General features: G+C 68.1%; 7 protein-coding genes. 6 read left to right on the forward strand and 1 reads right to left on the reverse strand.

The features are described 5' to 3' along the window. Positions 1-219 precede the first annotated feature (219 nt). Positions 220-2,214, forward strand: a complete 1,995-nt coding sequence (locus ACU4E7_RS06010; protein ID WP_447020962.1) for a peptidoglycan DD-metalloendopeptidase family protein — start codon at positions 220-222, stop codon at positions 2,212-2,214. A gap of 246 nt (positions 2,215-2,460) precedes the next feature. Next, positions 2,461-3,351: a hypothetical protein gene (locus ACU4E7_RS06015; protein WP_447020963.1), complete on the forward strand. Its 891-nt coding sequence runs from the start codon at positions 2,461-2,463 to the stop codon at positions 3,349-3,351. A 156-nt stretch (positions 3,352-3,507) separates the two neighbouring features. Here the strand turns inward: ACU4E7_RS06015 and clpB are convergent, their stop codons facing one another. After that, positions 3,508-6,147, reverse strand: coding sequence for an ATP-dependent chaperone ClpB (clpB, locus tag ACU4E7_RS06020; protein ID WP_447020964.1), 2,640 nt, complete (start codon positions 6,145-6,147; stop codon positions 3,508-3,510). Between the two features lie 306 nt (positions 6,148-6,453). On the opposite strand from clpB, the gene ACU4E7_RS06025 reads away from it, so the two are divergent. The 4 genes from ACU4E7_RS06025 (at position 6,454) to ligA (ending at position 12,664) form a co-directional block, all read left to right on the forward strand. Further along, entirely contained in the window at positions 6,454-7,248 is a 795-nt protein-coding gene (locus tag ACU4E7_RS06025; RefSeq protein ID WP_447020965.1) for an MOSC domain-containing protein, read from the forward strand. Between the two features lie 55 nt (positions 7,249-7,303). Next, positions 7,304-7,918 carry a LysE family translocator gene (locus ACU4E7_RS06030; protein ID WP_238123467.1) on the forward strand — a complete coding sequence of 205 codons (615 nt, stop codon included), beginning with the start codon at positions 7,304-7,306 and terminating at the stop codon, positions 7,916-7,918. Between the two features lie 90 nt (positions 7,919-8,008). After that, complete coding sequence (gyrB, locus tag ACU4E7_RS06035; RefSeq protein WP_447020966.1) at positions 8,009-10,435, forward strand: DNA topoisomerase (ATP-hydrolyzing) subunit B; 2,427 nt, start codon at positions 8,009-8,011, stop codon at positions 10,433-10,435. A gap of 87 nt (positions 10,436-10,522) precedes the next feature. Next, positions 10,523-12,664, forward strand: coding sequence for an NAD-dependent DNA ligase LigA (gene ligA / locus ACU4E7_RS06040; RefSeq protein ID WP_447020967.1), 2,142 nt, complete (start codon positions 10,523-10,525; stop codon positions 12,662-12,664). The last annotated feature ends 40 nt before the right edge of the window (positions 12,665-12,704 follow it).

Here is a 12,704-nt window from a genome sequence, read left to right on the forward strand (position 1 = left end):
AGGGGTGTCCGCACGGGCCGGAAACGGACACCCCGGCCGCGGCCAACGCCATGCTTTTGCCGCGACGGGCGGCTCTGTTGGCGCGCCGGTGGAGCGGATGCGACGGAACGGCGGGCCGGCGCGTTGACGGAAGCGGGCCGGAAAGGCATTTTCCAGTCGAACGTCTAGAAACGAATTCGCGATACCAACTGGTCTCGTGAAGTGCGGAAGGGACGGAAGTTGTATCAACGCAGATCAGCCGGGGCATGGCGCGACGGAACCAGCGCGGCCGGGCTCGGAGACGATCCCCCGCTGGGTGTCGACGGCGACGAGGAGGAAGTGGATCGGCGACGGGTTTCCGTCCGCTGGTTTGCGGCCACCCTGCTCACGGCCCTGTGCGGCTCCTTCCTGATGGGCGGCGCAGTCTATGCCGCGCTCGACGGCGAGCACCGGCTGGCGTTGATGCCGGAGAAGATCCGTACCGCCCTGCGCCAGACCCTGGCCAAGGGGGAACGGCCGAGCAACGTGCTGCGCAAGGGCGATCGCATGTCCCTGCTCGGCGATTCCAGCAACGCCCGGCAGACCTTCCGCGTCTCGACCGCCACCAAGGTCGGCGATCGCGAGATCATCAAGGTGCGCCCCTTCACCCGGGTGGCGGCCAATCTGGCCATGTCCACCACCTCGGTGTCGTCCAACGTCCCCCGCTTCAATCCCGCCCAGCTCACCGCCGATTCCGGCGCGCGGGAGGAAGCCGCACCCCAGGCGGAGCCCACCGGCGAGGTGACGGTGGTGATGCGCGACCTGGGAGCGCTCAGCGCCCAGACCAAGCTGGGCGCCACCGCCTCCATGGAAAGCGTGCTCGTGAAGGTGCGCGAGATCGCCGAGCTGGCGCGCAGCCAGCCGGGGGCGCTGCCGCCCGCCATCGTCGGCAGCAATTCACGCTTCGCACCCGGCGCCCCGGCCTATCTGGCCTATGCGACCCAAGGCACCAGCCTGGGCACGCCGGTGCCCAGCGGTGCCATGAATAATGTCAGCTTCATCCCCAAGAGCTCGGCGGAGACCTCTGGCGGCAATGACTGGTCCGACACCACGGTGGTGGTGAAGAAGGGCGAGACCATCATCTCCATCCTCACCGACGCCGGCGTTTCGAAGGAGGATGCCCGCGCCCTTTCGGTGGCTTTCAATCGTGGCAAGGATGGGCGGATCAAGGACGGGCTGCGCCTGCGCATGCTGCTGCAGCAGGAGGGCAGCCGCATTCTGCCCCTGCGCGTGTCGCTGTTCAGCGATTCCGGCCACGAGGGCACCATTGCGTTGTCGGACCGCAACGAGTTCGTGAACGTGCCCGAGCCTGCGGAAACGGAGATCGCCGGCGTCTCGGAGGATACCGATGACGACAGCGGCCCCGGCATCCGGCTTTATGAGAGCGTCTATGAAACGGCGCTGCGCAACGAGATTCCGCGCAACGTGATCGCCGATTTGATCCGGATCTATGCCTTCGACGTGGATTTCCAGCGGCGCGTGCGGTCCGGCGACAGCTTCGAGGTGCTCTATTCCGACGATGCTGGCGCCAACAACGAGATCCTGTATGCGGCGCTGACCACCGGCAGCGAAACCAAGCGCTACTATCGCTTCCAGACCTCGGACGACGGCCTCGTCGACTATTATGACGAGGATGGAAAGAGCGCGAAGAAGTTCCTGGTGCGCAAGCCCGTGGCCGGGGGTGTCATGCGCTCGCCCTTTGGGTACCGCCGCCATCCGATCCTCGGCTATTCCAAGCTCCACACCGGTGTGGACTGGGCGGATTCCATCGGCACGCCCATTTATGCGGCGGGCAACGGCACCATCATCTATGCCAACTGGAAATCGGGTTATGGCAAGCACACCGAGATCCAGCACGCCAATGGCTATGTCACCACCTATTCGCACCAGTCGGGCTTCGCCCGCGGCATCCGCGAAGGCATGAAGGTGCGCCAAGGGCAGTTGATCGGCTACATCGGCTCCACCGGCCTCTCCACGGGACCGCATCTGCACTATGAAGTGAAGATCAACGGCAACTTCGTGGACCCCATGCGCATCAAGTTGCCCCGCGGCCGTGCCCTCGCCGGGCGGTTCCTCACCGAATTCGGCAAGGAGCGCGAACGCGTGGACGCCCTGATGAACCACGCCCCCGTGCCGGCCAAGGTGGCCAGCGCCGGCGCGTCGGGCGCCAAGCCCGCGCGCTCCAGCGCCGACTGATCATCCGTCGCGCTCGGGCCGACGCCGGCAGCGCGGCCCGAGCGCCGCGGGTACCCCCGCCGCAGTTGACGGCCCCTTCCCCCATCCTCACTCTTCTCTCCCGCGCCAGGGCGGGAGCGCGACGCCGCGGTCCGCTCCCGCGAACCGCCACGGCTGAGACGAGGACACCACAGGATGGGACATCACCTTCTGCGTGACCGCCCGCGCCGCCCGCGACCGGCCCGTGCCGGCATCCGGGCGGCTGCCATGGCGATAGTGGTGGCCCTGTCCTGTTGGGGCAGCCACGACGTGGCCGCCGACACCCCCACCGAAAGCTACATCGCCACCCGCAATCAGCTGAGCGAGGCGGTGGCCGCCGCCGTCAAGGCCGGTGAGAACCAGGACGCGGTCGACACGCGCAGCGCCGCGGCGGTGCAGCAGCTGGAGCGCCTCATGACGGCGCTTATCGGCCCGGTCACCTTCGCGGACACCCGGCCGCCGCCGGTGTTCCTGCCCACCACCCTGGTGCCCGACTATCTGGAATCCCGGCAGCCCGATGGGCTGCTGTTTTCGAGCGCCGACTTCGTCACCCGTTTCTTCGTGGCGCCGGAGCCGGTGTTCGCAGACTGGCTCGCCCGGAGCGCCAAGGATGAGGACGCCCCCGAGGCGCTGCGCGGCGGGCTGGCGGCGGCCGTCGGCACACAGGCGCTCTATCAGGCGGTGATGGGATCGGACGCGATGTTCGTCAAATATATGGACCTGCCCGTCACCACCGCTCCGGGCGAGACGGTGAATGCGGCTTTGGGCCTGTTCACCCAGACCGGCGCCCAGAATGATGTGCCGGACAGCATCGTCTTCACCCGCATGGCCGGCGGACGGGTGGTGGTGGGGGCGGCGCCGGTCAAGGTCACCATCAGGCCCATGCCGGCCTGCGACAAGGTCTGGAAGGGGTTCGCCGCGAAATCCAAGGCCCTGATCGCCGCCGCCGAGAAATCGAGGAACGACCAGGACCCGCGCTGGGACCAGGCAACCGATGTGGAAGAAGAAGGCGCGGCGGCCTATCAGGCCTGCTTCGCGAAGGCGGCACCCGCCCTGCCCTTCTTCGCCGCCGCCACCCAGCGGGCCCAGGAGCTGCTGGCCGCCGCCCGCGGCGAATAAAGCCGCGCACCCGGTCCAGACGTCGATGGCTCTCACCAGATGAGTGCCGAGCAACGGCTTCTTGTCTCGTGGCGGACGCCACCCGCGCGCACAACAAAAAGGCCCTCCCCGAAGGGAGGGCCTCTTCTCTTCAGTCATACCCCTGCGACGCCAGGATCAGGCGGCCGCATCGACGGGTGCCGCGGTGGACTGGAAGGCGAGGTGATCGCCTTCGAGGGTGACCTGCACCGTCGCGCCATCCAGGATGTCGCCGGCGAGGATCTTCTCGGCGAGCGGGTCCTGCACCAGCTTCTGGATGGTCCGCTTCAGCGGACGCGCGCCATAGGCCGGGTCATACCCCTTCTCCGCCAGGAAGTGCCGCGCCTCGGGAGACAGCGTGATGGTGATCTTGCGATCCTCCAACAGCTTCTTCAGGCGGCCCATCTGGATATCGACGATGGAGTCCATCTGCTCCCGCTTCAGGCGATGGAACATAACGATCTCGTCGATCCGGTTGATGAACTCGGGGCGGAAGTGGTGCCGCACCGCCGTCATCACCAGGTCATAGGCCTCCTCGTCGGACACCACCTTGTCGCCCTCGTGGCCCGGCACCTTGAAGCCCATGGGCTGGCGGGGATCCGCCAGGAACTCGGCGCCGAGATTGGAGGTCATGACGATCAGCACGTTGCGGAAGTCCACCGTGCGCCCCTGCCCGTCCGTCAGGCGCCCGTCGTCGAGCACCTGCAGGAGGACGTTGAAGACGTCCGGATGGGCCTTCTCCACCTCGTCGAACAGCACCACCTGATAGGGCCGGCGCCGCACCGCTTCGGTGAGGGCGCCGCCCTCGTCATAGCCCACATAGCCGGGAGGGGCACCGATGAGGCGGCTCACGGAGTGCTTCTCCATGTATTCCGACATGTCGATGCGCACCATGGCGGTCTCGTCGTCGAACAGGAACTCCGCCAACGCCTTGGTCAGCTCGGTCTTGCCGACGCCGGTGGGGCCGAGGAACAGGAACGAGCCGATGGGCCGGTTCGGGTCCTGCAGGCCGGCACGGGCCCGGCGCACGGCGGTGGAGACGGCGGCCACCGCCTCCGACTGGCCCACCACGCGCTTGGCCAGCTCCAGCTCCATGCGCAGCAGCTTCTCGCGCTCGCCTTCCAGCATCTTGTCCACCGGCACGCCGGTCCAGCGGGAGACGACGCCGGCAATGTGGCTGGGCGTCACCGCCTCTTCCACCATGCCGCCGGTCGCTCCGGCCTTCTCCACCTCGGCAAGGCGCTTCTCCAGCTCCGGGATCACCGAATAGGTGAGCTCGCCGGCCTTCTGGTACTCGCCCTGGCGCTGCGCGGTCTGCAGATCGGCGCGGGCCTGGTCGAGCTTGGCCTTGACGGTGGTCGCCTCGTTCAACTTCTCCTTGTCCGCCTTCCACTTGGAGGTGAGGACGGAGGCCTTCTCCTCCAGCTCCGCCAGCTCCTTCTCGAGCTTCTTCAGCCGGTCCTTGGAGGCGGTGTCGGTCTCCTTCTTCAGCGCTTCCTGCTCGATGCGCAGACGGACGATCTCACGGTCGAGATTGTCCAGCTCCTCGGGCTTGGAATCCACCTGCATGCGCAGGCGCGAGGCCGCCTCGTCGACGAGGTCGATAGCCTTGTCGGGCAGGAAGCGGTCGGTGATGTAGCGGTTGGACAGCACCGCCGCCGACACCAAGGACGAATCCGTGATGCGCACGCCGTGGTGAAGCTCATACTTCTCCTTCAGGCCGCGCAGGATGGAGACGGTATCCTCCACCGTGGGCTCGGAGACGAAGACGGGCTGGAAACGACGGGCGAGGGCCGCGTCCTTCTCCACATGCTTGCGGTATTCATCCAGCGTGGTCGCGCCGACGCAGTGCAGCTCGCCGCGGGCCAAAGCCGGCTTCAGCAGGTTGGACGCATCCATGGCGCCATCGGTCTTGCCGGCGCCCACCAGCGTGTGCATCTCGTCGATGAACAGGATGATGCCGCCCTCGGCCGCCTCGACCTCGTTGAGCACGCTCTTGAGGCGCTCCTCGAACTCGCCGCGATATTTCGCGCCGGCGATGAGGGAGCCCATGTCGAGGGCGAGCAGGCTCTTGCCCTTCAGGCTCTCGGGCACGTCGCCATCGACGATGCGGCGGGCGAGGCCCTCCACGATCGCGGTCTTGCCGACGCCCGGCTCGCCGATGAGCACGGGGTTGTTCTTGGTGCGGCGGGCCAGCACCTGGATGGTGCGGCGGATCTCCTCGTCACGGCCGATCACCGGGTCGAGCTTGCCGTCGCGCACCGCCTGGGTCAGGTCGCGGGCATACTTCTTGAGCGCGTCATAGGCGTTTTCGGCGGTGGCGGTATCCGCGGTGCGGCCCTTGCGCAGCGCCTCGATGGCCGCGTTCAGATTCTGCGGGGTGACGCCCGCATGGGCCAGGATCTTGCCGGCCTCGGTTTCCTTCTCGATGACCAAAGCGAGCAGCATGCGCTCGACGGTGACATAGCCGTCACCCGCCTTCTTGGCCGCCTGCTCCGCCGCCTCGAAGACGCGGGCGAGCTGCTGGCTCAGATAGACCTGGCCGGAGCCCCCCGACACCTTCGGCAGCTTGGCCAGCGCGGCTTCCACATCGGCGCGCACCAGCGTGGGATTGCCGCCCGCACGCTGGATGAGACCCGAGCACAAGCCTTCCGGGTCGTCCATGAGCACCTTCAGGAGATGCTCAGGGGTAAACTGCTGATGACCTTCCCGCGTCGCCAGCGCCTGGGCCGACTGGACGAACCCGCGCGCGCGCTCGGTATAGATCTCGAAATTCATGTCTTTCCTCCTTCTCACGCCCGGCACCTTCATCTGAAGCATGCCAACGCGCTGGGGCACGGTCCCGGTATCCCCGGCGACCGTCGCGCACGGCCTTGCAACCTGCGCCGTGCCTCATGTGGGTGTGGCTTCCCGGCAACGGAAGGGGGTGCGCGACGAAAACAAGCTTATCGTTCCGCGGCCATGAAACCTTGACGAAGCCCAAGCCCGGACGCCGTTTTCGGCGCCGGCGCCAGCATCCCCGGGATGCCCAGAGCCGGCGTGGCGGCTTGACCGCGATGCCCTTCAGATGAGATCGCGGCACCCATGACCACCGTCGAGACCGTCGCCTCCCTTCCACCCGCCACCGTCACCGCCCTGTACCGTCATCCGGTGAAGGGGCTCTCCGCCGAGCCGCTGGCGGCGGTGCAGCTGGAAGCCGGCGCCTTCTTCCCCGGCGATCGCCTCTATGCGGTGGAGAACGGCCCGTGCGGATTTGACCCCGCCACCCCGGCCTATCGCCCCAAGACGGCGTTCCTGATGCTGATGCGGGATGCGCGCCTCGCCGGCCTGGACAGCCGCTACGACGACGCCTCCCGGGAACTGACCCTGTGCCTCGAAGGGGTGGAAGCCGCCAGGGGCAACCTCGCCACGGCGGAGGGGCGCGCCGAGATCGAGGCCTTCCTCACCTTTTATATGGGCGAGGAGGCCCGCGGCCGGCTGCAGCTGCTGACGGCGCCGGAGGGCTTCCGCTTCACCGATTCCCTGCGCTCGGGCTTCATCTCCCTGCTCAATCTCGCCAGCGTGCGGGATCTGGCAGGGCACATGGGTGAAGCGGTGGACCCGCGACGTTTCCGCATGAACCTTCATCTCGACGGCTGGGCGCCGGGCACGGAGCTCACCCTCGTCGGGCAGACGTTGGCCATCGGCGACGCCCGCCTCGCCATTCTCAAGCGCACCGAGCGCTGCGCCGCCGTCAATGTGAACCCGGACACCGCCGCCCGCGACATCAATGTGGTGAAGGGCCTCGCCCGCGCCTATGGGCACACGGATTGTGGCGTCTACGCCAGGGTGGTCCAGGCCGGCCGGGTGGCGGTGGGCGATGCCGTCCGCGTCGTCTGAGGCCGCCGCCGGCGGCCGGACTTGACCTTCCGACCCGCGCAGCGCACTAGAAGGCATGGAACCGGCTAGCCTCGCTCTTTTCGCGGCGGTCCTGACACTGGGGGCCGCGAGCCCTGGTCCGGCCGTTGTCGCCCTGGTGGCGCGCACGCTCGCCCGGGGTCGCCACGGCGCGTCCGCCTTCATCCTCGGCCTCGCCACCGGCGACATTCTGTGGCTCGCCGCCGCCGCGCTGGGCCTCGCCGCTTTGGCCGCCACCCTCGGCAGCCTGTTCATCGTGGTCCGCCTGGCCGGCGCCGCCTATCTGCTGCTGATGGCCTGGCGCATGTGGACAGCCCCCGCCGCGCCGCCCAGCGACGCGCCGGTGCCCACGGATCAATCGGCGCTCGGCCTCTATGGTGCCGGCGTGGCCCTGACCTTGAGCAACCCCAAGACCATGGCCTTCTACCTGGCGCTGCTGCCCACCCTGATGAACCTCGACCAGCTCTCCATGCTCGGCTTCGCCGAGATGAGCGGGGTCATCCTGGTGGTGCTGACAGCGGTGTTCGCCGGCTATGTGATCGTCGCCGACCGGGCCCGCCGGTTCATCGCCTCGCGGCGGGCCATGCGCACCCTCAACCGCATCTGCGGCGCCACCCTTGCCGGAGCCGCCGTGACCGTCGCCGCCCGTTAGCGGCCTCGCCCCAACGGCGCCACCAAATCACCGCGCGCGTGCGCTAAAGTCGCATGACGCTGACCACCGATTCGAGATCCGAGAACCGATATGGCAGAACCCGTGCCCGCTGCTTCCCCCGACGATTACGGCGCCCAGTCCATTCAGGTGCTGAAGGGTCTGGACGCGGTGCGCAAGCGCCCGGGCATGTATATCGGCGACACCGATGACGGCTCGGGCCTCCACCACATGGTCTATGAGGTGGTCGACAACGCCATCGACGAGGCCTTGGCGGGCTGGGCCCACGAGGTCACCGTCACCCTCAACGCCGACGGCTCGGTGACCGTGACCGACGATGGCCGCGGCATCCCCACCGACCTGCACCCGGAAGAAGGTGTTTCGGCGGCCGAGGTCATCATGACCCAGCTGCACGCGGGCGGGAAGTTCAACCAGAATTCCTACAAGGTCTCCGGTGGCCTGCACGGGGTGGGCGTCTCGGTGGTGAACGCCTTGTCCACCTGGCTCGACCTGACCATCTGGCGCGACGGCAAGGAGCATTTCATGCGCTTCCGCCACGGCGACGCGGAAGCGCCGCTGAAGGTGGTGCGCGAGGCCCCCGAGCATGCCCGTGGCACCAAGGTGACGTTCCTGCCGAGCCCGGAAACCTTCACCAAGGTGGAGTTCGATTACGCCACCCTGGAGCACCGCCTGCGCGAGCTCGCCTTCCTCAATTCCGGCGTGCTCATCACCCTCACCGATGCCCGCGGCCCCGAGCCCAAGCGCGAGGAGCTGCATTACGAAGGGGGCATCGAGGCGTTCGTGAAGTATCTCGACCGCTCCAAGACGGCGCTGGTGCCCAAGCCCATCGTCATCCGCGCGGAGCGAGACGGCATCACCGTGGAAGCCGCTCTTTCGTGGAACGATGGCTACCACGAAAACATTCTGTGCTTCACCAACAACATCCCCCAGCGGGATCGCGGCACCCATTTCACCGGCTTTGCCGCCGCCCTCACCCGCCAGGTGATCGGCTACGCCAATGCCTCCGGCATCGCCAAGAAGGAGAAGGTGGACCCCACCGGCGAGGATTGCCGCGAGGGGCTCACCGCGGTGCTCTCGGTGAAGGTGCCCGATCCGAAATTCTCCTCCCAGACCAAGGACAAGCTGGTCTCCTCCGAGGTCCGGCCGGTGGTCGAAAGCCTGGTGGGCGAGGCGCTGAGCACCTGGTTCGAGGAAAACCCCGCCGAGGCCAAATCGGTGATCGGCAAGGTGGTGGAAGCCGCCGCCGCCCGCGAGGCCGCCCGCAAGGCGCGCGACCTCACCCGCCGCAAGAGCCCGCTGGACATCGCCTCCCTGCCCGGCAAGCTGGCCGATTGCCAGGAGCGCGACCCCGCCAAGTCTGAGCTGTTCCTGGTGGAGGGTGACTCCGCCGGCGGCTCCGCCAAGCAGGGCCGCGACCGCGCCTTCCAGGCGGTGCTGCCCCTGCGCGGCAAGATCCTCAACGTGGAGCGCGCCCGCTTCGACAAGATGCTGTCCTCCGAGCAGATCGGCACCCTGATCACGGCGCTCGGCACCGGCATCGGCCGCGACGACTTCGATCTGTCGAAGCTGCGCTACCACAAGATCATCATCATGACCGACGCCGACGTGGACGGCGCCCACATCCGCACCCTGCTGCTCACCTTCTTCTTCCGGCAGATGCCGCAGATCGTCGAGGCCGGCCATCTCTTCATCGCCCAGCCGCCGCTCTACAAGGTGACGCGCGGCAAGTCCGAGACCTATCTCAAGGACGAGAAGGCGCTGGAAGACTATCTGGTGACCGCCGGCCTTGAGGATGCCTCCCTGCGGCTCGCCTCGGGCGAGGTGCGCGCCAGCGCCGACCTGACCCGGCTGGTGGAAGTGGCCCGCCACATGCGGGGCACCCTGCATGCGCTGCACCCCCGCTACAACCGCGCCGTGGCCGAGCAGGCCGCCCTCTCCGGGGCGCTCAGCGCCGCCGCGCTGTCCGATCCCGAGGCCGCCACCCGCAGCGCCGCCGCCATTGCCGGCCGCCTGGATGTGCTCGCCGAGGAAACCGAGCGCGGCTGGGTCGGCCTCGCCGACGAAGGCGGCTACACCTTCTCCCGCATGGTGCGCGGCGTGCAGGAAGTGGCGCGTCTCGATGCGGCCTTCCTCGCCTCGCCGGAGGCCCGGCGCCTCGACAGCCTCGCCCGCGAGCTGGACGGCGTGTTCACCGAAGCCGTCACCCTCAAGCGCAAGAGCGACGAGCAGACCCTGTTCGGCGCCGTGGACCTGTTCAACGCGGTCACCGATGCCGGCCGCAAGGGCCTCGCCCTGCAGCGCTACAAAGGCCTGGGCGAGATGAACCCCGAGCAGTTGTGGGAGACCACCCTCGACCGCAACGCCCGCTCGCTGCTGCAGGTGAGGGTCAAGGAAGTGGACGCCGCCGACGACCTCTTCAACCGGCTGATGGGCGACGTGGTGGAACCCCGTCGCGAGTTCATCCAGGAAAACGCTTTGCGCGCCAGCGTGGACGTGTAACCCCCTCAAGACGGGGGTGGACACCGCGTCGGCGATGTTGCCGCTGGACCGCGCCTTTGCCACAAAGGGGCGGCCAGAGGGACCATCATGACCACGCCTGCCCCGCTCGCGCTCCGCGCGCTTCCCGTCGAGGATCTCTCCGCCGATCAGGCCGCCCAGGAGCATCAGGCCCTGGCGGCGGAGATCGCCGGCCACGATGCCGCTTATTACCGCGAAGACGCCCCGGTCATCTCGGATGCAGACTATGACGCTCTGCGGCGCCGCTATGAGGCGATCGAGCAGCGCTTCCCCGGCCTCGTCGGCACCGACAGCCTGTCCAGAAAGGTCGGCGCGGCGCCGGTGGAGAAGTTCGGCAAGGTCACCCACCAGGTGCCCATGCTGTCGCTCGCCAACGCCTTCACCGATGAAGAGGTGGAGGAGTTCGTCGGCCGCGTGCGGCGCTTCCTGGCGCTGGGCGAGGCTGATCCGGTGGCGTTCACCGCCGAGCCTAAGATCGACGGCCTCTCCTGTTCCCTGCGCTACGAGCGCGGCCGGCTGACGGTGGCCGCCACCCGCGGCGACGGGTCCGAAGGCGAGGACGTGACCGCCAATGTGCGCACCATCGCCGAGATTCCCCACGAGATCCGCGGCCCCGACGTGCCGGACATCATCGACGTGCGCGGCGAGATCTATATGGCGGTGGCGGATTTCGAGGCCCTGAACGCCCGCCAGGAAGCCGCCGGCGAAAAAGTGTTCGCCAATCCGCGCAATGCCGCCGCCGGCTCCCTGCGCCAGCTCGATGCCAGCATCACCGCCGCCCGCCCGCTGAAATTCTTCGCTTATGCCTGGGGCGAGGCGACCACGCTGCCCGCCGACACCCAGATGGGCATGGTGGAGACCTTCGCGCGCTGGGGCTTTCCCACCAACCCGCTGACGGTGGTGGTGGAGTCGGCCCGCGCTTTGCTCGCCCATTACCACGGCATCGAGGAGCGCCGGGCGACGCTGGGCTATGACATCGACGGCGTGGTCTACAAGGTGAACCGGCTGGATCTGCAGCGCCGGCTGGGCTTCGTCTCCCGCTCGCCGCGCTGGGCCATCGCCCACAAATTCCCCGCCCAGCAGGCCATCACCATCCTGGAGGATATCGAGATCCAGGTGGGCCGCACCGGCGCCCTCACCCCGGTGGCCAGGCTCGCGCCCATCACGGTCGGCGGCGTGGTGGTCTCCTCCGCCACGTTGCACAATGAGGATGAGATCCAGCGCAAGGACATCCGCATCGGCGATACGGTGGTGGTGCAGCGCGCCGGCGATGTCATCCCCCAGGTGGTGCGGGTGATCGCCGACCAGCGCCCCGCCGGCGCCCGGCCCTATGTCTTCCCCACCGTGTGCCCCGCCTGCGGCTCCCACGCGGTGCGCGAGGTGGATCTCAAGAGCGGCAAGGTGGATGCGGTGCGTCGCTGCACCGGCGGCCTCATCTGCCCGGCGCAGATGGTGGAGCGGCTGCGCCACTTCGTCTCCCGCAACGCCTTCGACATCGAGGGGCTGGGCGAGAAGCAGGTGCATGCCCTTTATGAGTGGGAGCTGATCAAGTCCCCCGCCGACATCTTCACGCTCGAGGCTCGCAACGCCAATTCCCTGCAGCGGCTGGAAAATCGCGAGGGCTGGGGCAAGACCTCGGTGAAGAACCTGTTCGCGGCCATCGCCGCGCGACGCACGGTGGCTGTGGATCGCTTGGTGTTCGCGCTGGGCATCCGCCATGTGGGCGAAACCAACGCCAAGCGGCTGATGCGCCATTACGGCACCGTGGAGGCGCTGGAGCAGGCGGCCCTGGATGCGGTGATGCCGTGCGAGGCCGAGCCCAAGGGCAATGCCGCCTGGCAGGAGATGCTGGCCATCGACGGCATCGGCGACGTGGTGGCGGAAGCGGTGATCGACTTCTTCACCGAGCCCAACAATCGCGAAGTGGTGGCGGCCCTGCTCACCCATGTGACGCCGGCCCCCATGGAAGCGGTGGCGGCGGCAAGCCCGGTTTCCGGACAGACCGTGGTGTTCACCGGCAGCCTGGAAAAGATGACCCGGGACGAGGCGAAAGCCATGGCCGAACGGCTGGGAGCGAAGGTGGCAGGCTCGGTCTCCGCCAAGACCAACCTGGTGGTGGCCGGCCCCGGCGCCGGCTCCAAGCTCGACAAGGCCCGCGCCCTGGGGGTGAAGGTGATCACCGAGGACGACTGGTTCGAGCTGGTGGGCTGAGGCGGGGACAAGGACCCGCGCCGACGGGGCAGCGTCCCCA

It is taken from the genome of Xanthobacter sp. ZOL 2024, assembly GCF_052932325.1.